The organism is Enterococcus sp. DIV1328a, from assembly GCF_050536905.1.
Classification (GTDB): Bacteria; Bacillota; Bacilli; order Lactobacillales; family Enterococcaceae; genus Enterococcus; species Enterococcus faecalis.
Window position 1 is genome coordinate 1467407 of the sequence record NZ_CP172912.1, and the last position, 25165, is coordinate 1492571.

Here is a 25165-nt window from a genome sequence, read left to right on the forward strand (position 1 = left end):
GACAAATTGCCCCACCCTGCGTTTTTTCTTTAATTAAGCGTTTCTTCCATGACAATTTTTGAATTTTTTGCCACTTCCGCATGGGCATAAATCATTACGGCCCACTTTTTTATCTACACGCACAGGTTGACGCTTCGCACTTGTGTTGCTTTGTGCAGCTGCATCTTGTTCTGTTTCTGGATGTTCCGCTTGTCCTTGAGCTACTTGCTCACGTTGGACATTTTGGCGAATTTCCGATTTCATGAATAAACGTGTTACTTCATATTCGATTGAACCCACCATATTGTTATACATAGAATAACCTTCTGTTTGATATTCTACTAATGGGTTGTTTTGACCGTACGCACGTAAGCCGACAGATTGGCGTAATTGATCCATTGCATCAATGTGATCTGTCCATTTAGTATCGACGACACGCAAGATGACAACTTTTTCAAATTCTAGCAGTTGTTCTTGACCATTCAATTGTTGAGATTTTTCTTCAAATACTTCTTGCGCACGTGCCACTAAGTAGTCTTTGATTTCTTCAGCTGATTTATTTTCTAAATCTTTTTTAGAAATCGTATCTTCATGGACAAGTGTTGAGGCTGCAAAATCGACAATCCCATCTAAATTCCATTCTTCTTTTTCTAATTGTGTATGGCTATCCACCACTCGGCCAATCGTCCGTTTTACCATGCCCATCAATACATCAGACAAGTCATTTTCTTCCATAATTACTTCTTGTCGTTGCGCATAAATAACTTCACGTTGCTCGCGCATCACGTCATCGTATTGTAAGACATTTTTACGTGTGTCATAGTTATTTCCTTCCACACGTTTTTGAGCAGATTCTACTTGGCGAGTAAACATTTTACTTTGAATAACTGCATCTTCTTCTTGCACATTCATTCGTTCTAAGAATGTTTTAATTCGTTCTGAACCAAAGCGTTTCATTAAGTCATCTTCTAAAGATAAATAAAATTGTGAAACCCCTGGATCCCCTTGACGTCCTGCACGTCCACGCAACTGATTATCAATACGACGTGACTCATGACGTTCTGTCCCGATAACTGCTAGACCACCTAGTTCAAGTACACCTAAACCAAGTTTAATATCCGTTCCACGACCAGCCATATTTGTTGCAATCGTAACTGCGCCTTTTTGACCGGCGTTCATAATGATTTCGGCTTCTTTAAAGTGATTTTTCGCATTTAATACTTCATGAGGAATTTTAGCTGCGTTTAATTTATCAGAAAGTAATTCTGACGTTTCTACCGCAACAGTCCCCACCAACACTGGTTGTCCTTTGTGGTAACGTTCTTTAATATCTTCCACCACTGCATTAAATTTACTTTCTAAGGTTGGATAAAGTAAATCTGGACGATCGTCACGGATAATTGGACGATTGGTTGGAATTTGAATGACTTGAATATTGTAAATTTCACGGAATTCTTCTTCTTCTGTTTTAGCAGTACCAGTCATCCCGGCTAGTTTTTTGTACATCCGGAAGTAGTTTTGGAACGTAATCGTCGCCATTGTTTTTGTTTCATCTTCAATTTCGACGCCTTCTTTTGCTTCAATCGCTTGATGCAAGCCATCAGAATAACGACGACCATCCATGATACGACCAGTAAATTGGTCAACAATTAAGACTTTATTGTCTTGAACCACGTAATCAATGTCTAGTAACATGATATAGTTTGCCCGTAACGCTTGATCTAAATGGTGCGTTAATGCTGTATTTTCAATATCGTACAGGTTATCCAATCCGAAAGTTTGTTCAGCTTTTTCAATCCCTGCTTCTGTTAAACCAATTGTTTTAGACTGAATATCAATTTTGTAATCTTCGTCTTCTTTTAAGCGTTTGACAAAATTATCGGCACGCGTATAGAGTGCTGTCGATTTTTCAGCTTGTCCAGAAATAATTAATGGGGTTCTTGCTTCATCAATTAAGATTGAATCCACTTCATCGACAATTGCATAGTTTAATGGACGTTGAACCATTTGGCTGCGATAAACAACCATGTTATCACGCAAATAGTCAAATCCTAATTCGTTATTTGTACTATAAGTGATATCACAGTTATACGCTTCACGTTTTTCATCAGAAGATTTAGAGTTAATGTTTAAGCCAACGCTTAAGCCTAAGAAATTATATAATTCTCCCATTTCGTTAGAGTCACGGGTTGCTAAGTATTCATTAACTGTAACAACGTGTACTCCTTCGCCAGATAGTGCATTCAAGTATACAGGCATTGTGGCAGTCAAGGTTTTCCCTTCACCTGTTCTCATTTCAGGAATGTTCCCGTCATGAAGCACAATCCCACCCATTAATTGGACACGGTATGGGAATAAACCTAGTACACGTTTAGCAGCTTCACGGACAACCGCAAACGCTTCTGGTAATAGTTCGTCTAAGGTTTCCCCTTTTTGATAACGGGCTTTAAATTCATCTGTTTTTTCACGTAATTGTTCATCGCTTAGTTGTTCCATTGCACTTGCATGTGCATCAATTTTATCGGCGATTTTTTCTAATCGTCTTAATTCTTTTTTATCGTTTTCGATCATTTTTTTCAAAAAATTTGCCATTGGTATCTGTGTTCCTTTCAATTACCTCTTTTTATTTTTGTATCCTTTTTGTACAAGAAGCACAATCTATCCGTTTTATTTTATCATTACTTGACGAGAAAGAAAACCATTTCTCTCTATTTTACAGACATTTTCCTTTAAAAGAGGAACTTTTAAAGTTATTTTATGTATTTCTTTATTTTTTCTTTACTCCGTGCTTTAAAGATGTTTAAAGAGCTGAAATGCACGAAGGCATTTCAGCTCTTATTTTAAGCTTTAGTCTGTTTCAATCAAGCCATATTTGCCATCTTTACGACGGTAAACAATGCTTGTTCCATTTGTTTCAGCATCTTCAAAAATGAAGAAGTTGTGTCCTAACATGTTCATTTGTAAAACAGCTTCTTCACTGTCCATCGGTTTTAATGATAGACGTTTTGTACGAACGATGTCTAATTCTGAAGGTGTTTCTTCTGTTTCTTCACCAACTAAGAAGACAGCGGCTTTTGTATTGTTACGTCCTGTTTCACGAGATTTTCTGTTGATTTTTGTTTTAAATTTACGAATTTGTCGTTCTAATTTATCGACAACCAAATCAATACTTGCGTATAAATCAGGTGACGTTTCTTCAGCTCGTAAAACTAGATAAGGAAGAGGAATAGTAACCTCGACTTTGGCTGTTTTTTCAGTGTACACTTTCAAATTCACGTGAACCGTTGCTTCAGGTGAATCGCTGAAATATCTTTCTAATTTACCGACTTTTTTCTCAACATAGTCTCGAATCGCTTCGGTTACCTCGATATTTTCTCCACGTACATTATATCTAAACATAACAATTACCCCTTTCATCTACCAGTAAAGAAAAGATTAAAGGACCACTCTTTAATTCCCTTCTTCTTAATTTCATTATATCGAATAATCTGGGTTTTGCCAACAAAATAGTCATCAAATTTATGAATTCTTTTCTTTTTACCGCGCGAGAGTAAACGTATTCAAACTTTTAGGATAACAGTTATTGATAACAGCAGCTGCGTGGAAAAGAGTTCGTCCAGTGGTATAGATGTCATCCACCAAAATAATAGAACAATTTTTTAATTTTTTTTGGTTTTCTTTTTGGATGGCAAATGGTTGTTGCAACTGCATCCTTTCCTTTCTAGTTTTCTTAGATTGCGGAACATTTTCCTCTTTTCTAATTAAAAAAGGGCTGTACGGAACATCAGCCGCTTCTAGTAAGCCAATTACTTGGTTGAAGCCTCGTTCTTGCATTCGCTTTTCGGATAAGGGCACCGGAATAATATAGTCCACAGATTGTTGCCGAAAGTAAAAGTTGATTTCCTCATTAAAACACGTTCTTAAGCGATAGTCTCCTTGAAATTTATAGCGCTCCATCCACTCTTGCATTCCTTCATCATAATGAAACAACGCTGTATTATGAAAAGAATACTCTGGATAAAGCAGCTGCCACCTTTGACAATCAAAACAATAATGCTCTTGGCTGACTCGGCTACAGCCAAAACAAGTCCCTGTCATTGGCAGTTTCTGGAACTTTGCTTGGCAGTGCTGGCAAAGTGAAGGCCTCGCCCATTTTTTAAAACGTAAGAGCATTTTTAATGTTATCTCCAAACGAATGGGGCTTGCGCAATTTTTACAATCCATCTAACATCCCTCGTTTGCTAGCCAAGCGATTCATTTGCTTTATTTGCCGAATTGCCTCTTTCATGTCTCTTGTTTCCCCATCATGTAAAAATAAAACTTCGCCGTAATTGAATTCTTGTCTTCGATCGACTCGGCCCGCAATTTGGACAAGTGTTGAAGAAGTGAAGACTCGATGATTGGCACCATAAACAATAACTGAGACTGCATCAAAAGTCACACCACGTTCTAAAATGGTTGTAGTGATCAAAATATCCGTTTTCTGCTGACGCATTGCTTGAACTTTTTCCAGGCGAAGTTCATCACTACCATAAACGGCGACAACTTCTTTGTCGGAAAATCGCTCAGCTATTAATGCATGCAATTGGTGAATTAATGGAATGCTTGGGCAAAATAATAAAACTGAATTACGCACCAATAAACGTTTCAAATGATGTGCAATGATTTTAATATTTTTGGTAGAAATACGTTGCCACGACTGAACCCAAAATCGGCGTGGCACAGGTAATGGCCTACGATGATATCTTGCTGGCAAAATACTGGCCGCTAACTTCTTTTGCTGTAAAAGCTTCCGTAATTCTTTCGTAGGGGTTGCTGTTAAGTACACCAAACTACTTCTTTTTTTTCGTGCGTTACGCACTCCATAATAAAGATGCTCGTTATTAACAAAAGGAAAAGAGTCGACTTCATCAACGATAAGTAAATCAAACGCTTGATGGAATTTCAATAATTGATGGGTGGTGCAAATCACTAGTTTCGTATAACGATACGCTTCTTGACTGTTTCCATGAAGTAAAGCAATTGCTTCGTGAGGAAAAACCGCTTGGATTCTGGGAAACAGTTCTAAGCAAACATCGACACGCGGCGAAGCCAGCGCAATTCGTCCCCCTTCTTGTAAGGTTTGGTGCAAAACAGCAAATAACATTTCTGTTTTACCTGCACCTGTAACTGCCCACACTAAGCGATTCTCTCTTGCTTTTGCTGTCTCACAAAGTTCAACCGAGATCGCTTGCTGTCCCTTTGTTAATTGTCCAGACCACTCAAAAAAGACAGTTCTTGGGCTATTGGGCCTTTCTGGTAAATGACAAAATTTTTGACAAGAAGTCACACGGCCTAATTGAATGCACGCATGACAGTAGTATACATTTGTCGCCAGTCTGTTTTCTTTTTTGGATACGACTTCCCCGCACCGCTGACATTGAATTGTTAGGGGTGAACGCTCTAACATTGTTGGTAAATAAACCAGTTTTGTCTGTATTGAAGGTTCTGTTTCTTCAATAATTATTTTACGTCCATGCAAATCTTCCATGTTAACCACCTCAATTATAAAATACGCATTTCTCTAGCTTTTTTGCGAAAAAGGAGATCTCCCACCGTTATCTTTCTATTCTTATCTAGTCGTTACCTACTAAACAAACTCTTGATACGCTTTATTGTTTACACGAATCTTCTACTTTCGACTTACCTATATGCAGCTTTTTTATAAACAAATTTATCTACCTTTAAAGAAAAATTAATGTTAAAGTATATCTAGTAATTCAAGCTTTAATTTGAAAAGACTAGAAAGGAGCAAACTTTATCATGGAAAATATTTTTTTAAAAAGACTAGAACTCAAAGCTTTTGAAGAAGATTCTGTTTTTTCAAAAATTGAAGGGCTGAATAAATTTAATTCACTAAATTTTAAAAAACCTATTACTTTTTTTTCAGGTGAAAATGGAACTGGAAAATCCACTTTATTAGAAGCAATTGCAGTCAATTGGGGATTTAATCCTGAAGGCGGTAGTATTAATTTTAATTTCTCTACAAACGATACTCACTTGGATTTACATAATTATTTAACTGTTGCAAAAAGTGTAAAGCGTGCTACGGATGGCTTCTTTTTAAGAGCTGAAAGTTTCTACAATGTTGCTACATATGCAGAAAATATAGACTTAGATTTTTCTGAATATGGCGATAAATCCCTACATCATCAATCACACGGCGAAAGTTTTTTGAATCTGGTGAACCATCGGTTTAGAGGAAATGGTCTGTACCTGTTAGATGAACCTGAAGCGGCTCTCTCACCTCAACGCCAACTAGCCTTAATGATATCTATAAAAAAACTAATTGATGAGGGGTCTCAGTTTATTATTGTCTCTCATTCACCTATATTACTTGCAATGCCTGACTCACAAATTATTTCTTTTGATAAAGATAGTCCTTTAGAAATCACGTATGAAGAAAGTATGCCTTATGAAATAACCTCATTATTTTTAAACAACAAAAACAGAATTCTCTCTCATTTATTTGCTGAATAAGTCTGTTATTCGAAATGCTTATGCCATACTATAATGACTCGTATATAAAAATATTGTTAATCATTCTTTGAATTACAACTTTCAGACTACGGAAAAAGCCGTTCATTATTCAGAAAATAGATTGTTAAGTATGTTTTTTTAGTATCTAGATTAAAGTAAAAAATTAAAGACAGTTGTCTTTCTCTAGCTCACAGGACTAATTTCGGCTCTATAATTTATGGAACTGATAAACTAGAATGACTGTTTCAGCTCAATTCCAATTAACTAAAGTCATAAAAAAAGACAAGTTGCTTTTTCGAAAATTCTCGAAAAAACAACTTGTTTTTACTCTTTTTTATCTGCTTGTGCTAACAAACCCAAGGCTTGTTCCAACACTTTTTCCCCGTTCATTAAGCCGTAATCAGACATGCTAATGACATCTGTTGGGATACCTTTTGGTGATAGACGCTTTTCAAAATCACTCTTCATATAACGAACTTGTGGACCTAACAATAACACATCGACTGGATTATTTTCTAAATTCGTTTCTGCTTCCGATGCAGAAGCCGCAAATATATGGGCATCTAAGCCTTGATTAAATGCTGCTTTTTGCATTTTTGTAACAAGTAAACTAGTACTCATTCCAGCGGAGCAAACTAACATAATTGTTTTTTTTGACATTTTAACAGCCCCTTTTACCATTGCCTTTTTCAATTTTCAACATTATCTATTAAAAATATTATAGTGTAAAGTTAATTTTTGTCAATCATTCTTGTTTTTTAAAGCGGATACAATCTTGGTTTAAACGTACCATGCTGATTTCAGTAATTTATTAAATACCACATATTCTTTTTCCAAATTCACTTGAACTACTTGGTAACTCGCATTCAACCAACCATAAGCGCCCTTTTCTGGATGCTTATAATCGTTTGCCCACCAATCGACATCTGTCTTAGCAGTTTTTGGTAAACCAGAATGAGGGAATAACAATTCATCAAACTGGGTAAAGGTCAAGGTAACTTGGGAACCGCCATTCGTTTTCAAATAATGAGTAATTGTATCATATTTTTTCTGTCGTGTATGTACCATTTTCCAGCGCCTCCCTTTTCTCTATCATACCTTATTATAACGTTTTTTTCCAAAAATCTCACAAAAAAGATGAGAGAAAAAGTTGCTATTCAGTTGATTCTTTTTTATACTGACTTTATTACGAGAGAAAAGGATGCCCATATGTTAGAAAGCTATATTACAGTCAAACAAGATGGTTTCAGCGAGATTGAAATCAAGAAATCGCGGTTTATCTGTTCTGTAAAGCGCGTAACATCAGAAGAAGAAGCAAAAGCCTTTATCGCCGCAATAAAAAAAGAACATTGGAAAGCCAATCATAATTGTAGTGCTTTTGTGATCGGCGAAAAAAATGACATTCAGCGGAGCAGCGATGACGGCGAACCTAGTGGCACTGCTGGTGTTCCAATGCTGGAAGTCTTAAAGAAAAAAGAGTTAATCAACGTAGTGGCTGTTGTCACTCGTTATTTTGGCGGAATAAAATTAGGCACTGGTGGTTTAATCCGAGCATATAGTCATGCTCTTTCCCACACTTTAGATGAAATTGGTTTAGTCATTGGCAAATTGCAACAAGAACTATTGATTACGATCGCCTATCCTTTATTAGGAAAAGCCCAAGCCTTTTTGGAACATAGTCCCTACACGCTTAAAGAAACTATTTACACAGAGTCTATTCAGTTAATTTGTTTAGTAGATGAACAAGCAACAGAAACATTTATAGCTGAAATGACGGATCTACTTAACGGTCAGTTGACAATTGAAAAAGGCGCAACGAGCTATCACGAACTACCATTTAACGAAAAAGGAGCACAATCAAATGACATTTGAAGAAGTATTGCCACAGATTAAAGCAGGAAAAAAAGCCGTACGTAAAGGCTGGAGCGGTTTCGAACTTTTTATTGAATTACGTGATGAAATTGGCACCTCCGAAGGTGAATTTTTACAAGTTACCCCGTATTTTTTAATCAAAACTTCTGATGAAGGCTACAGCATGTTTTCACCAACACCTTGTGATGTCTTAGCAGAAGATTGGGTGATTGTTGAAGCATAACTACACACATAAGGTCTGGCAGATTACGGCGATTGCTCGTTCTTCCAGACCTTAATTTTTAAATGTTTAAAGGAGTTTTTCTTATGCCAAAAGAATTTGAAACAAAACGGGTGCTTGTAACCGGTGCAGCTTCAGGGATTGGCCAAGCACAAGCAATTGCCTTTGCTGAGCAAGGTGCTGAAGTTATTGGCATCGACCTAGACGAAACGGGGTTAAAGCAGACAGCCGCACTGGTTAACCCAGATTCTACTAAGCCATTTACTTATTTTGTCGGTGATGTGTCTTCTCCCTCATTTGTGCAAGCCACGATGAAACAAATTGTGAAAAACAACGGCCAAATTGATATTTTATTAAATACGGCAGGTATTTTAGATGATTATCGTCCTTCTCTAGAAACTTCGGAAGCTTTATGGGATCAAATTTTAGCAACCAATTTAAAAAGTGTCTTTTTAGTGACCAATGCTCTATTACCTTATTTCCTCCAACAAAAAAAAGGAGTAATCGTTAATATGGCATCTATCGCTGGCTTAGTAGCTGGGGGCGGCGGCGCAGCGTACACTGCCTCCAAACACGCAATCATCGGGTATACAAAACAACTTTCCTACGATTATGCCAAATTAGGCATTCGAGCAAATGCGATTGCGCCAGGTGCCATCCAAACACCCATGAACGCAGCTGATTTTGCAGGAGAAGGTGAAATGGCTACTTGGGTAGCACGTGAAACACCCGCGGGCCGTTGGGCGCAGCCACAGGAAGTAGCAAAACTTTCATTATTTCTAGCTAGTGATGACGCTGATTATATCCATGGCACAGTTATGACCATTGATGGTGGTTGGACCATGAAATAAAAAGACTTTACAGAGTGTCTGTTCTTCAGTAACATGTAACACAGTGAGGCAACTCACACCATAACACTTCAGTTGGCTTTACTGCCCTTCCTTTGGTTATGGTTATCACTAAAACACGTCGTTGTTTTATAAAGGAGAATCTTAAATGAATCATTCATCAAATCCACAAACCAGTACGTGGTCAGCTACGGCGTTGGCTAAAATGGCGCTGGTTACCGCTTTGTATGTTGTTGTCACTGTACTTCTCGCTCCGCTTAGTTTTGGTCCGATACAGCTTCGTCTTGCCGAATTATTTAATTATTTAGGCGTTTTTAACAAGCGATATATCTGGTCCATTACGTTAGGGGTTGCGATTGCCAACACCGCTTCGCCTCTTGGTATCATCGATATAGTCATCGGTAGCGCTGGAACGTGCGCAGTCTTATGGATTGCCTATTTTGCGACAAAAAATCAGCAAAATTTATTGATTAAACTAATGCTGACGGCCATTCTTTTTGCTTTGTCCATGTTCACTGTCGCCGGACCCTTAACGTTCTTTTATCAGTTACCTTTTTGGTACACATGGTTGACCGTTGGACTTGGTGAACTTCTTTCAATGACCGTCGGCGGTATTCTGATTTACGTATTAAATAAAAAAATACAGCTTGTAAAACGCATCGAAGAATAAAAAAGCGCTTGGGGTTTAATAAACTGACCCAATAAACTGAGACAAAATAAAAAAGCACCTCTTGTTGAATTCACGTTAAAATGAATCTAACTAGGGGGTGCTTTTTCAATGGGAAATCGAGTGTCTTATCCGATTCACATCAAAGAAATGGCTATACAGATGAAAAAAGAGAATATTCCTGTAAAAACGATTATGGAAGAATTAGGCATTAAAAACAAAACACAAATTGAAACATGGTGGCGTTGGTACCGTAATGGCGAGAATCATCGTCTGGTTCAACCCGTTGGAAAACAATATGCTTATGGTAAAGGTCCAGAAATTCGATCAAATGAACAACAGCTTAGAAATGAAAATAACTATTTAAAAATGCATATTGAGGTGCTAAAAAAGTACAAAGAATTGGAAAGGACGTGGAGCCAGAAATATTTGTAGAATTAGTTAAAAAAATGAAAGGAAAAATAACCATTACTGCATTGTGTCAACTTTTCGGCGTTTCGCGAGCTACTTATTATCGTTGGACTCATCGAAAAGACTTAGGAAAGTTAACACCTCTTGAAGAAGCCGTTCGTCGACTTTGCTTCCAGCATAAGTTTCGATATGGCTATCGAAAGATTACTGCGTTGATTAATCAGGAATACAAAGTAAACAAAAACACCGTACAAAAGATTATGCAGAAATATCATTGGAATTGTCGCGTGAAAATGAAGAAACGCAGTAAAGTGGGACAACCTTACCCGGTTGTCGAGAACAAGCTAAATAGACAATTTTCTTCAGACGCTCCTTTAAAGAAATTGGTAACAGATATTACTTATCTGCCTTTTGGTCAAAAGCAATTGTATTTGTCTTCAATTATGGATTTATACAATGGTGAAATTATCGCCTATACCATCGGTGATAAGCAAGATACGGCTTTTGTTCTGGATACACTTGATCAATTGCCCCAAACAACGGATTGTCTATTGCATAGTGATCAGGGCTCTGTTTATACTTCTTTTGACTACCAGAATCAAATAAAAACAAAAGGCATTACCATGAGTATGTCCCACAAAGGGACACCTTCAGATAATGCCTGCATCGAATCGTTTCATGCCTCACTAAAGTCTGAAACGTTCTACTTAGATGGGCTCACAAATGAACCTACATCTATTGTAATAGAAATTGTAAAAAAATACATTACTTATTATAATGAAAGTCGAATTCAACAAAAACTAGACTACCAATCGCCGATAGACTATCGGAAATCAGCAGTCTAGGAAAATGCTTTTTTATTCCTGTCTCACAATCTTAGGTCAGTTCCTTAAACCCCAAGCGCTTTTTAGCACTATCCTTTAGGTTGAATGAAGTCTGCTTGCCATTTTCCAAGAGATGGATTGTAATCAAAATACCAAAGTTGTGAAAAATATTGTTTTTGATGCTTGTATCCCGATAAAACACAACCGCTTTGAGTATCTTCCTCGTAGTCAATACAAGAAAAATGAAGCATCAGTGAAAAACTGTTTTCACTAATAGGATGATAATTCGAAGCTGGCGCTACTTTCACTTTTTTTACATGATTTCTGATGCCCGCTTGTTGATTTTCTTGTAATACTGCAAGATGTTTTTGATAAAGTTTTTCTGTATAGTTATCTTTGACTACAGACAAGTTTTCTTGATCCCACGCTTGTTGTATTTCTAAAAACGTTTGTTGTATTTCTTTTAAGAGTGCCTTTTTTTCTTTTGATGTTCCAGGTAATGCTGCCCACATTTCTTGAAAAGCGCCTTCATCGACTGGTTGATTTCTGCGGCGTCTTTGCCAAATCATCGCGCCCCCAAAAAGAACAAAAAACACTGTTGAAATTAAGCCTTCCAGTGGCGTTGTGTTGCTGGTCCCAGTCTCGTTATGATGAACATAACTTCTTGATCCATCACCGCTTGGCGAAAAACCATTCGAGGGATTACCCCCGCTAGGACTTTCTACACGTCCACCGCCGTAGCCACCAGCTACAGCCGCTGCTTGATTAGGCCATAAACAAAAGGCCATGGCACAACCCACAAAAACCAAAATTAACTTTCTCATTTTCTCACCTTTCGACCCCTTCAAACCAACAAATGAATAAATAGACGCAGAATACTAAACAAAGCGCCAAGATTAACAATGATTAATAATACCTTCAGCCATCTGCCATATGGTTGTACTGATTGATAACTTCGTTGATAAATACTCAAGCCAAACAGGACCGCTGGCCACATAAATATACTAGATCTTGGGCCAAACGAATTACCCTCGCCCCAAAAATTCACATGAATGGGCACATGAGCTGGTAAATCAGGATAAAACACCGCACTTAATAACAGTAAACTAACTGCCAAGACACTTGTAACAATAAATAACCCCTGACTAACTTTTTCAATCTGCTTCTCTCTCATTAATTTAGCTTTCTCCTCTAGTTTAATGATGGATATACTTTCAGTTTATGCCTCCCTATCTGAATTTGCAATAAAAAAAAGACAAGGAAACATTCGATTAAATGTCCTTGCCTCTGTTTTTAAAAATCCTAAATCAAGCCTTTCACGCCTATATCTTTTCGGTAGTACATTCCAGGAAATGAGTAATTATCCAATGTTTGATAAACTTTTTTGCGGGCTTCTTCAAGAGTCGAAGCAGTTGCTTCTGCTAAAAAGATTCGTCCGCCAGCCGAAACCAGAGCCTGTTCTGAACGAGTTACCCCTGCATAATAGATGGTTTCACCAGACATTTCGGGTAATGGTAGATTTGTCTTGTATTGATTAGGATAGCCTTCTGCTGCTACAACAACACCAACACTCGCTAACTCATTCCATACAATCGTTGGTTGCTCTTTCGCCAGCAATGAAGAAATTATTTCTGAAAGGGGACTCTCTAAACGTGCCAACACAACTTGTGTTTCTGGATCCCCAAATCGAGCATTAAATTCAATAACCTTGGGGCCAGTTGCTGTTTGGATTAAACCAGCATATAAAATCCCTTGAAACGGACGTTTTTCAGCCACCATTCCTTTAGCAGTCGGTTTCAGGACTTGGCTAATGGCTTGCTGAACCGCTTCTTCTGGGATCTGAGGCACTGGTGTGTAAGCACCCATCCCCCCTGTATTTGGACCAGCATCCCCATCGAAAATCCGCTTATGATCTTGAGCAATCACCATCGGATATACCTTCTCATTAGAAACAAAGGCCATTAAGGAAAATTCTTCTCCTTGCAAAAATTCTTCGATTACGACCGTTTGACCGCTTACTCCAAATTGTTGATCCTCCATCATCGCAACTAGCGCCCGTTTTGCGGCTGTTTTTGTTTCGGCAACTACTACTCCTTTTCCAGCTGCCAAACCATCTGCCTTAATAACAATTGGTACTCCTTGCTGTTCAATATATTCTAAGGCAGGTGCCAAACGTCGAAAGACCCGATATTCTGCCGTTGGAATCTGGTATTTTTGCATAAAATCTTTCGCAAAACTTTTTGAACCTTCAATTATTGCAGCTGCTTTTGTCGGGCCAAAAATCAGTAATCCCGCTGCTTGAAAGGCATCTACAATTCCTTCAATTAATGGCGTTTCCGGTCCGATGAATGTCCAATCAATCTGATTATCCTTCACAAATTGAATTAGTTCCGTTTGCTGCTCTTCACCGATAGGTACAGTCCGAATATTATCACCACTCATACCAGGATTACCTGGTGCACAATAAACAGTCTTGACTTTGTCTTCTTGCTGTAATTTTTTGGCGATTGCATGTTCACGACCACCACGCCCAATCACTAATATATTCATCGGTTTCTCCTTTAAAAATTAATGTTTGAAATGACGAGTCCCAGTAAAAATCATCGCAATACCATAATGATTCGCTAGATCAATTGATGCTTGGTCTTTAATGCTCCCGCCTGGCTGAATAATTGCTTGAATGCCATGTTGTGCAGCATATTCCACGCTATCTGCCATGGGGAAAAAGGCATCACTTGCTAAGACGGCCCCTTGTAATTTTCCAGCTGCTTGGGCTTGATCAACTGCAATTTTTACTGAACCAATTCGATTCATTTGACCAGCGCCAATCCCCACCGTTTGGCTTTCATTGGCTAAAACAATAGCGTTTGATTTTACATGCTTGACTGCTTTCCAAGCAAAGTTCAATGCGTCTCTTTCAGCTGGTGTGGGTTGGCGCTCTGTAACAACTTGCCATGCTTGGTCATTTTCAACAACTGTATCCTGTTCTTGAATTAATAACCCGCCCATAACAGAAACTAATTCCACCGCTTTTTTTTCTTGAGCATGAAAATCTAACGTTAACAAACGAAGATTCTTTTTTTGAGATAACAGTGCCAAAGCTTCTTCCTCAAAACTAGGCGCAATAATTATCTCTAAAAAGATTTGATGCATTTCAGCCGCAGTCGCTTGGTCCACTGGACGATTCAAAACAACAATGCCACCAAAAATTGAAACTGGATCTGCTTCAAATGCCTGACGATAGGCTGTCAAAATCGTTTTTCCTGTTCCAATTCCACATGGGTTCATATGTTTAACAGCGACGACCGTAGGTTCTGTAAACTCGCTAGCAATCCGGAGTGCTGCATCAGCATCTCGAATATTGTTATATGACAGTTCTTTGCCATGAAGTTGTCGAGCGGAAGCAATGGATAATGATACAGGTACAACGGATTGATAAAAGGTGGCTTGTTGATGGCTATTTTCGCCATAACGCAATGTTTGCTTACGTTCATAAGTAAGCGTCTGTTTCTCTGGTTCAGTTTCACCCACTTGCGTCGTTAAATAGTCAGCGATAAGCGCGTCATAAGCAGCGGTATGACGAAAGACTTTTGCTGCTAATCTTTTTCTAGTGGCTAACTGGCTAGTTCCAGTGCTGCTAATTTCACTTAATACCTGTTCATAATCACTAGGATCAACTACTGCTGTTACGTCTTGATAATTTTTTGCCGCTGAACGTAACATGCTAGGACCGCCAATATCAATCATTTCAATCGCTTCTGCTTCAGAGATCGCTGGTTTTAAAATTGTTTCTTTAAATGGATAAAGATTCACTACTACAAGGTCAATAAAGTGAATGCCTTGTTCAGTCAGTGCTTTTTGATGCGCTTGGTTTCCCCTTTTTGCCAAAAGTCCGCCATGGATATTCGGATGTAACGTTTTGACACGGCCATCTAACATTTCTGGAAAGCCAGTGATGTCGTCAATAGCAAGTGTCGGTACCCCCGCTTCTTCTAAGACAGTCCTTGTTCCCCCAGTGGAGATAACTTCAAAGCCATTTGCAACTAAGCCTGCTGCAAATGTTGTCACTCCTGTTTTGTCTGAAACGCTAATCAATGCTCTTTTGGTCATTTCATTGTCTCCTTTACAATTTGTGAAATTATTTTTGGGTACCATTCGTGCTCAAGAGCATGAATTTTCTCTGTTAATGTGTCCAATGTATCTTCAGTATCAATCTTGGTGGTTGTTTGGAAAATAATCGGTCCTGTATCAACCCCAGAGTCAACATAATGGATAGTGATTCCTGTTATTTTCACTCCATAATGAAATGCCTCTTCAATTCCGTGAAGACCTGGAAAACTAGGTAACAGAGAAGGATGAATATTGACGATGCTCTTTGGATAAGCCTCCAGTAAAGTCTTGCCGATAATTCTCAAATAACCAGCTAACACGATTAAATCGATCTGATGCTCTTTTAAATGTTTCAACACTTGTTCCTCATACTGCCCGCGAGATGGAAAATCAGATGGTGAAAAGCACACAACGGGAATCTTGCGTTTTTGGGCACGGGTCAATACATAGGCTTCAGGCTGGTCACAAAAGACTAAGCTCAACTGCCCTGCGATTTTTTTTTGGGAAAAAGCTGCAGCAATCGCCTCAAAATTGCTACCATTGCCAGATGCAAAAACAGCTATCTTCATAAGGCTTCCTTAAAAATAACGGCTTTCGTTTTCCTAGGTACCAAACGACCAATTTCAAAAGCTTCTGGCAAAAGCTCCTGAACTTTTTCAACATGCTCTGGACTCACCGCTAAAATCATCCCTAAGCCCATATTGAAAATTTCATACATTTCTTCAGATGGAATTTCACCGTATTTTTGAATCAATTTAAAAATTGGTAGCACTGGCCAACTATTTAATTGAATCTCTGCAGCTAATGAAGAAGGAAACATTCTTGGTAGATTTTCTAAAAACCCGCCGCCAGTAATATGCGCAGCCCCATGCACGAGTCCTGCTTTTAACAATGGCAATAATTCCTTCACATAAATTTTTGTTGGTGTTAATAATTCTTCCCCTAACGTTTTGGGTGCCAATTCTGGAAGCTTGTCCGTTGTTTTAAACGAATGTTTCTTAAAAAAAACATTTCTTACTAACGAGTAACCATTAGAATGAAGACCACTTGAAGGAAGACCAATCAAGAAATCGCCTTCTTTTACGTTACTTGGTGTCAAGAGTTGACTTTTCTCAGCAATACCCACGGCAAAACCAGCCACGTCATAAGCATCTGCTTCATACATATCAGGCATTTCAGCTGTTTCGCCCCCAATTAAGGCTGCATTCGCCTCACAACAGCCAGTCGCAACACCCGCAACAATTGCTTCAACTTTAGCTGGATTAACGGTCCCTAACGCTAAATAATCTAAAAAATATAACGGTTCGGCGCCTTGTGCGACGACATCATTGACACACATTGCTACACAATCAATTCCGATTGTCTCGTGTTTCTGTTCTTCAATTGCCAAGAGTAACTTTGTGCCTACGCCATCCGTTCCTGATACCAAAACTGGTTCTTTAAGCTTGTAACTACTTAAATCAAAACAACCACCAAAACCACCAAGCATGCCCAACGTTCCCGTCCGTTGTGTCTTTTGGCTATGCTTTTGAATTCGTTCCACTACTTCGTATCCTGCCTCAACATTTACGCCAGCTTTTGAATAGGCATTTTCCATGTCAATTCCTCCTAGTTTCTTTTTTCAAGGATGCTTGATATTGTTCTTCATAATCATACAAAGGCGTTGGATAGTCTCCATTAAAGTAAGCCATACACAGCCCAGAATAAGGAGCATCATAATTTAATTGAATCCCATCAATCAGCCCTGCTTCACTCAAAAAAGCCAGCGAATCTGCGCCAATCTGCTCTTTGATCTCTTCAATTGAATAGTTTGCCGCAATTAGTTCGTCCCGCGTCTGTATATCAATGCCATAAAAACACGGATATTTTAATGGTGGTGAAGCAATTCTGACATGAACTTCTTGCGCTTCTGCTTCTTTTAATAAATGAATAATGCGCCGAATAGTGGTCCCGCGAACAATCGAATCATCTACTAAAACGACTTTTTTTCCTTTGACCACGCCACGAACTGCTGATAGTTTCATACGGACACCTTGTTCTCTTAATTCTTGTGTCGGCTGGATGAACGTTCGAGCGACATATTGATTTTTTACTAAACCTAGTTCGTAAGGTATCTGTGCTTCTTCTGCATAGCCGCTAGCTGCAGACAATGACGAGTTCGGTACCCCAATTACCATATCAGCTGCGACTGGACTTTCGATTGCCAAGTTCTTCCCCATCCTTTTACGAGCTGTATGCACATTAACTCCAGCAATATTTGAATCTGGCCGTGCAAAATAAATATATTCCATTGCACAAATTGCCGGTTGGACTTCCGTAGTGAAAACCTCTATTTTCAAGCCTTCATCAGAAATGATGACTACTTCACCAGGCGCCACATCTTGAATAAAGCGAGCCCCAACTGTTTCTAATGCACACGTTTCGGATGCCACAACGTACGCCCCATTGTTCATTTGTCCGATGGAGAGAGGGCGAAAGCCGTTGGGATCCAGTGCAGCAATCATCATCGTTTCTGTTAATAAAAGATAAGCAAAGCCACCCTTAACCAAATTCAAGCTCTCTTTTAGTTTATCGAGAAACGAGGCAGCAGTGCTTTTTCGAATCAAGTGCATTAAAATTTCAGTGTCTGAATTGGAATGAAAAATAGCGCCTTCTCTTTCTAGTTGTTTTCGTAAACGCTTGGCATTTGTCAAATTGCCATTGTGTGCTAACCCAATTTGACTATCATAAAATTTAAATAAAAATGGCTGAATATTATCCACGCTACCCGTACCAGCGGTTGCATAGCGTACATGACCAATAGCCGCCGTTCCTTCTAACGCATTCAGTTGTTCTTGCTTTTGGAATACTTCTGCTAACAAACCTAAATCACGGTGGCCATCTAATTTCCCAGAATTGTTCGCCACAATTCCCGCGCCTTCTTGGCCTCGATGCTGCAAGCTGTGTAAACCAAAATAGGTCACTTGTGCCGCATCAGGATGACCCCAAATACCAAAAATACCACACTCTTCATTTAAGCTTTTTGCTTCATAAGACATGGAATCGCATCCTCCCATAAGGCTTTGGCTTCTTTTGTTGAACAATTGATCACATCATCTAACGCATGAATGACCAAACCAGTTTCAGTCACTTTCCCAATATGTTGAGCTTTTCTTCCGATAAGTGTTTCAAATGCTTCTTGATGCTGGGGACTAACTGAAAGAATAAAACGGGATTGCGTCTCCGCAAATAGATATTCTTTTTTTAATGGCAGTGTCACCTGTAACCCCAGTTCGTTAGCAAAAGCCGACTCGGCTAAAGCAACGGCAACGCCACCTTCAGCGCAATCATGCGCGCTAGCAACTAGGCCTACTTGAATTGCTTTTAAAACTAATTCTTGGTTTGCTTTTTCCTCTTTTAAATCAAATGAGCGTAATTGCCCTTCAATTCGGCCCAGTTGCATTTTTTGAATTTCTGAGCCGTTAAAATCTGCGTGGGTTTCACCGATGAGATAAATTAAGTCATCCACTTGTTTAAACGCTTGTGTGGTAATTTGTGAAACATCTTCAATCACGCCCACCATGCCAATCATCGGCGTAGGGTAAATGGCTTGACCATCTGTTTCATTGTAAAGAGAGACGTTCCCTGAAATCACGGGTGTTCCTAGCTGACGGCAGGCTGCGGCGATTCCATCCGCCGACGTCCATAATTCCCAAAAACTTTCTGGTTTATCAGGGGAACCATAATTCAAACAATCAGTGATAGCCAAAGGTTGTGCTCCACTTGCTACAATATTACGGGCTGCTTCTGCAACCGCAATTTGCCCACCAATTTCAGGATTTAAATACAAATAACGGCTATTACAATCTGTTGTCATCGCTAAGGCTTTATTGGTGCCCCGCACTCTTAAAACAGCTGCATCACTTCCTGGTTGCACCACTGTATTCGTTTGTACTTGACTATCATAGGTTTCGTAAACTGATTTTTTCGATGCAATCGTTGGCTGTTGCAATAGGCGTTTTAATAATTCCGTGCTATTCGTAATTTCTGGAATGAAGGGCGCTAATTTTTTAAAAGCACGCATCCGCTCTGGTTCTTGATAGGCTTTCTGGTAGACAGGGGCTTCTTCTGCCAAAGCATCTACTGGTACATCTGCGACTATTTTGCCACCGTGAAAGACACGATACTGTCCATCATCTGTTACGGAGCCAATCGCTACCGCTTCTAAGTCATACGTTTGAAACAATTCACAAACTTGCTGTTCTGCTCCTTTTTCCACACAGATTAACATCCGTTCTTGGGACTCAGACAAGAGCATTTCATAGGGGCTCATCTGCGTCTCTCTCTGCGGAACTTTATCCAGCTCTAGAATCAAGCCTGAACCTGCTTTTGATGCCATTTCAGCACTTGAAGAAACCAAGCCAGCCGCCCCCATATCTTGGATGCCGATTAAAATATCTTGATGATTTTTGATTAAATCAAGACAAGCTTCCAATAATAATTTTTCCATAAACGGATCACCTACTTGTACCGCAGATCGTTGCTGTTCTTCACCTTCACTAAATTCTTCTGAAGCAAAGGTCGCACCGTGAATTCCATCTCGTCCTGTTTTCGCACCTACGTAAAGAATGCTATTTCCGACGCCTTTTGCTTGGCCTTTTTGAATCTCATCATGACGAATCAATCCCACACACATAGCATTAACAAGTGGGTTTCCTTGATAACATGGCTCAAAAGCAATTTCACCGCCAACGGTTGGAATACCAATACAATTTCCATAACCGCTAATCCCCGCCACAACTTCTTGAAACAAATAACGTGTTCGTGCATCCGTCAGTTCGCCAAATCTTAGCGAATCCAGTAAAGCAATCGGCCGCGCCCCCATACTGAAAATATCGCGAATAATTCCACCAACGCCTGTAGCTGCTCCTTCGTAAGGTTCTACTGCAGAAGGATGATTATGGCTCTCTGCTTTAAAAACAACAGCTAATCCGTCACCAATATCGACAATCCCAGCTCCTTCACCAGGGCCTTGAAGCACTTGTGGCCCTTCCGTCGGAAACTTTTTTAAAACGGGCTTGGAATTTTTGTAAGAGCAATGTTCACTCCACATCACGGAGAATAAGCCAGTTTCTGTATAATTAGGTTCTCTTTGCAAAATGGTCTCAATCTGATGATATTCTTCATCTGTTAGTCCCCATTCTGCATACAACCGTGTCTCCTTGATTTCTTTTGGTGTTGGTTCATTCATCATTGGCTTAATTCCTTTCCAAAGTTTTTAATGATTGAAGCAAAAAAGCTGCGTCCATCTGTTGAACCTAACAATTCTTCCATCGCTCGTTCCGGATGAGGCATCATTCCTAGAACATTGCCCTGTTCATTACAAATACCAGCAATATTCGCAAGACTACCGTTCACCTTTTCTTGATACGTAAAAACAATTTGGTTCTTTTCTTTCAGCTCTTTCAACGTTTTTTCATCACAATAGTAATTCCCTTCGCCATGCGCTACTGGTAAATGTATCGAAACATTTTCAGGATACTCGCTTGTAAACTTTGTGTGCGTATTCACTTTCAATGGGACACTTTTACAAATAAAACGAAGCGAATCATTTCTTAACAACGTACCAGGAAGCAAGCCAATTTCTGTTAAAATTTGAAAGCCATTACAAGTACCAAAAACCATTTTGCCTTCTGTAGCAAAGCGAATCACCTCATTGATAATTGGCGAAAACCGAGCAATTGCACCACAACGTAAGTAATCGCCATAAGAAAAACCGCCCGGCAATAACACGCCATCAAATTTTGCTAAAGAAGTGGCATCGTGTCGGACAAATTCTGCATCGACGCCCATCACCTCTTTGACAGCCCACAATAAGTCTGCATCACAATTAGATCCTGGAAAAACAATCACTGCCAATTTCATTTAAATTTCCTCCAAAGATAAAATTTCAAAACGATAGGATTCCATATTTACATTGGCTAATAGTTGATCACAAATTTGTTCAATTTTCTCTTCAATTGCTTCTGTCTGCTGGACGTGCATTTCAAAATACTTACCGACACGGATTTCGGCTACTTCTGTAAAACCAAGCCGATGGACTGCTTCCTTAACCGCTTCACCTTGGGGATCCAAAATTGATTCTTTATACGTAACATAGACTTTGACAAAATACATACGCGCTTCCTCCTCAATTAGCTGTTAGTAAACGTTGTAAAACTTCTTCATATACAGGAACTATTTCTCCTAATTCACGGCGATAAACATCTTTATCCAGATGTTCGTTTGTGTTTAAATCCCATAAACGACAGGTGTCTGGAGAAATTTCATCTGCCAGTAACAATTGATTGGCCTTCGTCCGACCAATCTCGATTTTAAAATCGATCAAACAAATATTGAGGCGTTGAAAGAGTTGACTAAGCGCCTGATTAATTTGTAAAGCCAATGCTTTAATCTCCACAATTTCAGCAGGAGTGGCTACTTTTAGAAATTGAATATGGTCTTCGTTAATAAAAGGATCATCCAGACGATCTTCTTTGTAATAAAATTCGATAATGGGCGTCACTAATTTAGTGCCCTCTTCAATCGCTAAACGCTTTGAAAAACTTCCTGCCGCATAATTACGTACGACAACTTCCAAAGGAATCATTTCTACGGCCTGAATTAATTGTTCGTGTTCAGATACTTTTTTGATAAAATGATTGGGAATCTTTTGTTGCTGTAAATGTTCAAAAATCAGACTAGTGATTTGATTATTTAAAGCGCCTTTCCCAAGAACTTTGTCTTTTTTTTGACCGTTTAAAGCTGTTGCTTGATCAAGATATTCCACAAAAAGAACCGCTGCATTTTCTGTTTGATACAACTTCTTCGCTTTTCCTGTATACACAAGTGCTTTCTTTTCCATTCTTTCCCTCTTCTCGTTAGCTTCATGAACCCTATTCTTTCTAAGTCAGCTGATTTACATCAGACAAAAACTTACATTAGTTACAAAAAAACAATAATCGTTCGTGTTTGCTGAATGTAAAAATAAAAAACTTGCTTGGAGCAAGCATTTATTAAGTTACGTTCCAAATACCAACAGTCTCAATTTCCTTTAACGTTTCTGATAAGCAAGGTGTTGTAATGGTGACGTGGCCCATTTTTCTGCCAACTTTTGATTCGGCTTTCCCATAGTAATGGACTTGCCAAGTGGGTTTTGACGTGCATAACTGGTAGCTTTTTTCTAAGTGTTCACCTAAGAGATTCACCATAACCACTGGTTGAAGTAACTGGGGTAACCCAATGCCCCAATTGCTAATCCCTCGAATATGCGCATCAAATTGACTAAATGAGCAAGCTTCAATAGAGTAATGACCTGAGTTATGAGGCCGTGGCGCTAATTCATTGACGTACAACTCTTCTGAATCCGTTAAAAACAGTTCGATAGCTAAAACCCCAGATAAATTTAATTCCTCAGCAATGTGTTGCGCCAATTCCGCTGCTTTTTGTTGCACATTCTCAGAAATTCGAGCTGGCACAATTGATTCATGCAAGATATTCTTTCGATGAATGTTTTCAGATGCAGGAAAGCTTTGATAACCATGCTTATTCCCTGCAACGATGATTGAAAGTTCTTTAGTGAAAGGCACCCACTTTTCTAATTCACAAGTAGCGTTAGCTAATAATTCAGTCGCTTGGGAGAAATCCTCTTCGCATTTTAAGACGACCTGTCCTTTTCCATCGTATCCCCCTTGAATAGTTTTTAAGACACATGGAAAACCAATCTTTTCTGTTGCTTGTGGCAGCTCTTTCTGACTTTTCACTTCCGCAAAAGGGGCAATCTTACAGCCAATCGATTGAAGAAACGTTTTTTCAAGCAATCGATTTTGAGTAATTTTTAACAATTCTGTTCCTTGTGGCAACTTTTTTAGTGGAATGGCCTTTTCTAGGGAGGCCACTTCAATATTTTCAAATTCATAAGTGATCACATCGCATAACTCTGCTAGTTCAGTTAAAGCAGATATCTGATCAAAGGCTGCCACAATTTGACGGTCAGCTACTTGACCAGCTGGACTATTGAGCGTTGGGTCCAACACAATCATTTGGAAACCCATTTTTTTACCACTCATGACTAGCATTCGCCCTAATTGTCCCCCACCTATAATGCCAATAGTTGCTCCGACTTTTAAGGGTTTATTCAAGTTGTTCCCCACTTTCCATAACCGCTTTTTCCAATGATTGTCGCCTTGCTTGGATTCTTTCTGCTAACTGTAAATCATCAATACTTAGTATTTCTGCAGCTAATAACCCAGCATTGGTAGCACCTGCTGAGCCAATCGCAGTTGTTGCTACAGGAACTCCCCCTGGCATCTGCACAATAGACAACAGTGAATCAATACCGTTTAATGTTCGTGTTTTAACTGGAACACCAATGACAGGTAAGGTTGTCTTTGCAGCTACCATCCCTGGTAAATGGGCCGCTCCACCAGCGCCAGCGATAATAACCTTCAATCCTTTTGTTCGTGATTCCTCTGCAAAACGAAACATCAAATCAGGGGTCCTATGTGCTGATATCACTCGTTTTTCATAAGGAATTCCTAACTCTTCCAACACAAGACAAGCAGCTTTCATCGTTGCCCAGTCTGAGGTACTTCCCATAATCACAGCGACTAATGGTTTCATGAATGTAATAACTCCTTCCGCCTTTTTTCACTGTTATTCTAACAATGAGAAAAAGAGATGTCAAAGAAAAACCGAAATATTATAGATTAAAATTATATAATGTTCGTATTTATCAAAAAAAGAGCCATCGGAAAGATGACTCTTTTTTGCTATTTTTAGCGTTGCTTCCTCTTTAAGAAGAAACATCGCCTGTATTAATAACTGGTTGTGTGCCCTTATCAGTAATGATTGAGACTAGTAAATTATTAATAAGTTGTACTTTTCGTTCATCGGTAAAATTAATTTCTTGCCCTTCTTCGATCTGTTCTAAGGCCATTTGTGTCATGCTTACCGCACCTTCAACAATTGTTTGTCGAGCCGCTAAGATTGCTTTTGCTTGCTGTCTTTGCAACATGGAGCTAGCAATTTCAGTTGCATAAGCTAAATGATTCAACCGTGTTTCGATAACCTCTACACCAGCCACTGCTAAGCGTTCTTGCAATTCTTTGGTTAACTCCTCGGAAATTTGTTCGGTATTTCCTCGCAGAGTTACATCATTATCTGAAAAAGTGTCATAAGGATATTGTGTTGCTACATGCCGGATTGCCGTTTCGCTTTGAATTTCCACAAAGTCTTGATAATAATCGACATTAAATAACGCCTTAGCTGTATCGACTACCCGAAAAACGATGACCGCAGAGATTTCGATTGGATTCCCGTCAGAGTCATTGACTTTTAATAGAGAACTATTGAAATTTCGTACTTTCAAAGAAATGTTCATTTTTTGCGTAAATGGAATGGTAATAAACAACCCATTTTCTTTAATCGTACCTAAGTAGCGACCAAAAAATAAAATAGCTTTCGCCTGATTGGGACTAACAATGGTTAAGGAACTTAAAAATAAAATAGCGCCAATTAACAAAATAATACCTAAAACAACAAGAACTCCATTGGTATGACTCGCTCCATAAATAAATAAACCAATTCCCGCAATTAAAATAACTAATAAGCTCGCAATTCCTACGTAGCCACTCATATAAAATGTTTTTTTCTCTTCCATCTGTTTCACTCTCCTAACTCATTTATCTGGTCCTTA

The 25165-nt window shown here is 39.0% G+C and carries 26 protein-coding genes; 6 read left to right on the top strand and 20 right to left on the bottom strand.

What is annotated here, in order from left to right; genetic code table 11:
* Positions 1-33 precede the first annotated feature (33 nt).
* The 4 genes from secA to IGL93_RS07125 form a co-directional block, all read right to left on the bottom strand.
* The gene (gene secA, locus IGL93_RS07110) at positions 34-2571 is read right to left on the bottom strand and encodes a preprotein translocase subunit SecA (RefSeq protein ID WP_002381826.1); all 2538 of its coding nucleotides are present in this window, start codon (positions 2569-2571) and stop codon (positions 34-36) included.
* Positions 2572-2826: 255 nt separating this feature from the next.
* Positions 2827-3378 carry a ribosome hibernation-promoting factor, HPF/YfiA family gene (hpf, locus tag IGL93_RS07115; protein ID WP_002357293.1) on the bottom strand — a complete coding sequence of 184 codons (552 nt, stop codon included), beginning with the start codon at positions 3376-3378 and terminating at the stop codon, positions 2827-2829.
* Between the two features lie 138 nt (positions 3379-3516).
* The gene (locus IGL93_RS07120; RefSeq protein WP_010775885.1) at positions 3517-4203 is read right to left on the bottom strand and encodes a ComF family protein; all 687 of its coding nucleotides are present in this window, start codon (positions 4201-4203) and stop codon (positions 3517-3519) included.
* A complete protein-coding gene (locus IGL93_RS07125) occupies positions 4193-5509 on the bottom strand; it encodes a DEAD/DEAH box helicase (RefSeq protein WP_033789315.1) in 1317 nt (438 codons plus the stop codon). Before IGL93_RS07125 ends, IGL93_RS07120 begins: the two co-directional genes overlap by 11 nt.
* Before the next feature lie 272 nt (positions 5510-5781).
* Here IGL93_RS07125 and IGL93_RS07130 point away from each other — a divergent pair, with 272 nt between their 5' ends.
* Positions 5782-6498, top strand: coding sequence for an AAA family ATPase (locus tag IGL93_RS07130; protein WP_010712529.1), 717 nt, complete (start codon positions 5782-5784; stop codon positions 6496-6498).
* A gap of 324 nt (positions 6499-6822) precedes the next feature.
* Here the strand turns inward: IGL93_RS07130 and IGL93_RS07135 are convergent, their stop codons facing one another.
* Positions 6823-7158, bottom strand: a complete 336-nt coding sequence (locus tag IGL93_RS07135; RefSeq protein WP_002360150.1) for a PTS sugar transporter subunit IIB — start codon at positions 7156-7158, stop codon at positions 6823-6825.
* Between the two features lie 120 nt (positions 7159-7278).
* Positions 7279-7566 (bottom strand): DUF7662 domain-containing protein, encoded by a 288-nt coding sequence (locus tag IGL93_RS07140; protein WP_002357286.1) that lies wholly within the window; start codon positions 7564-7566, stop codon positions 7279-7281.
* A 141-nt stretch (positions 7567-7707) separates the two neighbouring features.
* Here IGL93_RS07140 and IGL93_RS07145 point away from each other — a divergent pair, with 141 nt between their 5' ends.
* From IGL93_RS07145 to IGL93_RS07165, 5 genes are all read left to right on the top strand, one after another.
* The gene (locus IGL93_RS07145; protein WP_010708717.1) at positions 7708-8370 is read left to right on the top strand and encodes a YigZ family protein; all 663 of its coding nucleotides are present in this window, start codon (positions 7708-7710) and stop codon (positions 8368-8370) included.
* Positions 8360-8593, top strand: a complete 234-nt coding sequence (locus IGL93_RS07150; protein WP_002357284.1) for a DUF2829 domain-containing protein — start codon at positions 8360-8362, stop codon at positions 8591-8593. The genes IGL93_RS07145 and IGL93_RS07150 overlap by 11 nt, the downstream gene beginning before the upstream one ends.
* Positions 8594-8655: 62 nt before the next feature.
* Positions 8656-9441 (top strand): 3-oxoacyl-ACP reductase, encoded by a 786-nt coding sequence (locus IGL93_RS07155; protein ID WP_002394932.1) that lies wholly within the window; start codon positions 8656-8658, stop codon positions 9439-9441.
* Between the two features lie 145 nt (positions 9442-9586).
* Positions 9587-10108 carry a QueT transporter family protein gene (locus IGL93_RS07160; protein ID WP_002385866.1) on the top strand — a complete coding sequence of 174 codons (522 nt, stop codon included), beginning with the start codon at positions 9587-9589 and terminating at the stop codon, positions 10106-10108.
* Between the two features lie 108 nt (positions 10109-10216).
* A protein-coding gene (locus IGL93_RS07165; protein WP_104802155.1) for an IS3 family transposase occupies positions 10217-11361 on the top strand; the annotation gives its coding sequence in 2 pieces (ribosomal slippage) (positions 10217-10490 and positions 10490-11361; 1146 coding nt in all).
* 68 nt (positions 11362-11429) lie between these two features.
* Here the strand turns inward: IGL93_RS07165 and IGL93_RS07170 are convergent.
* The 14 genes from IGL93_RS07170 to IGL93_RS07235 all read right to left on the bottom strand — a co-directional run bounded on the left by IGL93_RS07170 (position 11430) and on the right by IGL93_RS07235 (position 25129).
* Complete coding sequence (locus IGL93_RS07170) at positions 11430-12164, bottom strand: TIM44-like domain-containing protein (protein ID WP_010775890.1); 735 nt, start codon at positions 12162-12164, stop codon at positions 11430-11432.
* A gap of 20 nt (positions 12165-12184) precedes the next feature.
* Entirely contained in the window at positions 12185-12514 is a 330-nt protein-coding gene (locus IGL93_RS07175) for a DUF1648 domain-containing protein (RefSeq protein ID WP_010713335.1), read from the bottom strand.
* A gap of 128 nt (positions 12515-12642) precedes the next feature.
* Positions 12643-13890: a phosphoribosylamine--glycine ligase gene (purD, locus tag IGL93_RS07180; protein WP_010775891.1), complete on the bottom strand. Its 1248-nt coding sequence runs from the start codon at positions 13888-13890 to the stop codon at positions 12643-12645.
* A gap of 18 nt (positions 13891-13908) precedes the next feature.
* The gene (gene purH, locus IGL93_RS07185; protein WP_371877394.1) at positions 13909-15495 is read right to left on the bottom strand and encodes a bifunctional phosphoribosylaminoimidazolecarboxamide formyltransferase/IMP cyclohydrolase; all 1587 of its coding nucleotides are present in this window, start codon (positions 15493-15495) and stop codon (positions 13909-13911) included.
* Positions 15447-16019: a phosphoribosylglycinamide formyltransferase gene (gene purN / locus IGL93_RS07190; RefSeq protein WP_010775892.1), complete on the bottom strand. Its 573-nt coding sequence runs from the start codon at positions 16017-16019 to the stop codon at positions 15447-15449. The genes purH and purN overlap by 49 nt, the downstream gene beginning before the upstream one ends.
* Positions 16016-17047: a phosphoribosylformylglycinamidine cyclo-ligase gene (gene purM / locus IGL93_RS07195; protein WP_010713332.1), complete on the bottom strand. Its 1032-nt coding sequence runs from the start codon at positions 17045-17047 to the stop codon at positions 16016-16018. Before purM ends, purN begins: the two co-directional genes overlap by 4 nt.
* Position 17048: 1 nt before the next feature.
* On the bottom strand, positions 17049-18488 hold the full coding sequence (gene purF / locus IGL93_RS07200) for an amidophosphoribosyltransferase (RefSeq protein ID WP_002394511.1): 1440 nt from the start codon (positions 18486-18488) through the stop codon (positions 17049-17051).
* The gene (purL, locus tag IGL93_RS07205) at positions 18464-20683 is read right to left on the bottom strand and encodes a phosphoribosylformylglycinamidine synthase subunit PurL (protein WP_010775893.1); all 2220 of its coding nucleotides are present in this window, start codon (positions 20681-20683) and stop codon (positions 18464-18466) included. Before purL ends, purF begins: the two co-directional genes overlap by 25 nt.
* Entirely contained in the window at positions 20680-21354 is a 675-nt protein-coding gene (gene purQ / locus IGL93_RS07210; protein ID WP_002361952.1) for a phosphoribosylformylglycinamidine synthase subunit PurQ, read from the bottom strand. Before purQ ends, purL begins: the two co-directional genes overlap by 4 nt.
* Entirely contained in the window at positions 21355-21606 is a 252-nt protein-coding gene (gene purS, locus IGL93_RS07215; RefSeq protein ID WP_002357271.1) for a phosphoribosylformylglycinamidine synthase subunit PurS, read from the bottom strand.
* A gap of 13 nt (positions 21607-21619) precedes the next feature.
* Positions 21620-22333 carry a phosphoribosylaminoimidazolesuccinocarboxamide synthase gene (purC, locus tag IGL93_RS07220; protein WP_002357270.1) on the bottom strand — a complete coding sequence of 238 codons (714 nt, stop codon included), beginning with the start codon at positions 22331-22333 and terminating at the stop codon, positions 21620-21622.
* A gap of 151 nt (positions 22334-22484) precedes the next feature.
* Positions 22485-23609, bottom strand: coding sequence for a 5-(carboxyamino)imidazole ribonucleotide synthase (purK, locus tag IGL93_RS07225; RefSeq protein ID WP_010713330.1), 1125 nt, complete (start codon positions 23607-23609; stop codon positions 22485-22487).
* Positions 23602-24090 carry a 5-(carboxyamino)imidazole ribonucleotide mutase gene (gene purE, locus IGL93_RS07230; protein ID WP_002360132.1) on the bottom strand — a complete coding sequence of 163 codons (489 nt, stop codon included), beginning with the start codon at positions 24088-24090 and terminating at the stop codon, positions 23602-23604. The genes purK and purE overlap by 8 nt, the downstream gene beginning before the upstream one ends.
* Positions 24091-24262: 172 nt before the next feature.
* Complete coding sequence (locus IGL93_RS07235; protein ID WP_002366818.1) at positions 24263-25129, bottom strand: SPFH domain-containing protein; 867 nt, start codon at positions 25127-25129, stop codon at positions 24263-24265.
* Between the last annotated feature and the right edge of the window lie 36 nt (positions 25130-25165).

Coding starts and splice junctions, on each gene's coding strand:
- IGL93_RS07235 (WP_002366818.1), bottom strand. CDS start 25,129: ATGGAAGAGAAAAAAACATTTTATATGAGTGGCTACGTAGGAATTGCG.
- IGL93_RS07130 (WP_010712529.1), top strand. CDS start 5,782: ATGGAAAATATTTTTTTAAAAAGACTAGAACTCAAAGCTTTTGAAGAA.
- IGL93_RS07175 (WP_010713335.1), bottom strand. CDS start 12,514: ATGAGAGAGAAGCAGATTGAAAAAGTTAGTCAGGGGTTATTTATTGTT.
- IGL93_RS07150 (WP_002357284.1), top strand. CDS start 8,360: ATGACATTTGAAGAAGTATTGCCACAGATTAAAGCAGGAAAAAAAGCC.
- purQ (WP_002361952.1), bottom strand. CDS start 21,354: ATGAAATTGGCAGTGATTGTTTTTCCAGGATCTAATTGTGATGCAGAC.
- purC (WP_002357270.1), bottom strand. CDS start 22,333: ATGGAAAAGAAAGCACTTGTGTATACAGGAAAAGCGAAGAAGTTGTAT.
- purD (WP_010775891.1), bottom strand. CDS start 13,890: ATGAATATATTAGTGATTGGGCGTGGTGGTCGTGAACATGCAATCGCC.
- purS (WP_002357271.1), bottom strand. CDS start 21,606: ATGTATTTTGTCAAAGTCTATGTTACGTATAAAGAATCAATTTTGGAT.
- purH (WP_371877394.1), bottom strand. CDS start 15,495: ATGGTACCCAAAAATAATTTCACAAATTGTAAAGGAGACAATGAAATG.
- IGL93_RS07145 (WP_010708717.1), top strand. CDS start 7,708: ATGTTAGAAAGCTATATTACAGTCAAACAAGATGGTTTCAGCGAGATT.
- purF (WP_002394511.1), bottom strand. CDS start 18,488: ATGTCTTATGAAGCAAAAAGCTTAAATGAAGAGTGTGGTATTTTTGGT.
- purE (WP_002360132.1), bottom strand. CDS start 24,090: ATGAAACCATTAGTCGCTGTGATTATGGGAAGTACCTCAGACTGGGCA.
- IGL93_RS07155 (WP_002394932.1), top strand. CDS start 8,656: ATGTTTAAAGGAGTTTTTCTTATGCCAAAAGAATTTGAAACAAAACGG.
- IGL93_RS07125 (WP_033789315.1), bottom strand. CDS start 5,509: ATGGAAGATTTGCATGGACGTAAAATAATTATTGAAGAAACAGAACCT.
- IGL93_RS07170 (WP_010775890.1), bottom strand. CDS start 12,164: ATGAGAAAGTTAATTTTGGTTTTTGTGGGTTGTGCCATGGCCTTTTGT.
- IGL93_RS07140 (WP_002357286.1), bottom strand. CDS start 7,566: ATGGTACATACACGACAGAAAAAATATGATACAATTACTCATTATTTG.
- IGL93_RS07120 (WP_010775885.1), bottom strand. CDS start 4,203: ATGGATTGTAAAAATTGCGCAAGCCCCATTCGTTTGGAGATAACATTA.
- IGL93_RS07160 (WP_002385866.1), top strand. CDS start 9,587: ATGAATCATTCATCAAATCCACAAACCAGTACGTGGTCAGCTACGGCG.
- IGL93_RS07135 (WP_002360150.1), bottom strand. CDS start 7,158: ATGTCAAAAAAAACAATTATGTTAGTTTGCTCCGCTGGAATGAGTACT.
- secA (WP_002381826.1), bottom strand. CDS start 2,571: ATGGCAAATTTTTTGAAAAAAATGATCGAAAACGATAAAAAAGAATTA.
- hpf (WP_002357293.1), bottom strand. CDS start 3,378: ATGTTTAGATATAATGTACGTGGAGAAAATATCGAGGTAACCGAAGCG.
- purL (WP_010775893.1), bottom strand. CDS start 20,683: ATGATGAATGAACCAACACCAAAAGAAATCAAGGAGACACGGTTGTAT.
- purM (WP_010713332.1), bottom strand. CDS start 17,047: ATGGAAAATGCCTATTCAAAAGCTGGCGTAAATGTTGAGGCAGGATAC.
- purN (WP_010775892.1), bottom strand. CDS start 16,019: ATGAAGATAGCTGTTTTTGCATCTGGCAATGGTAGCAATTTTGAGGCG.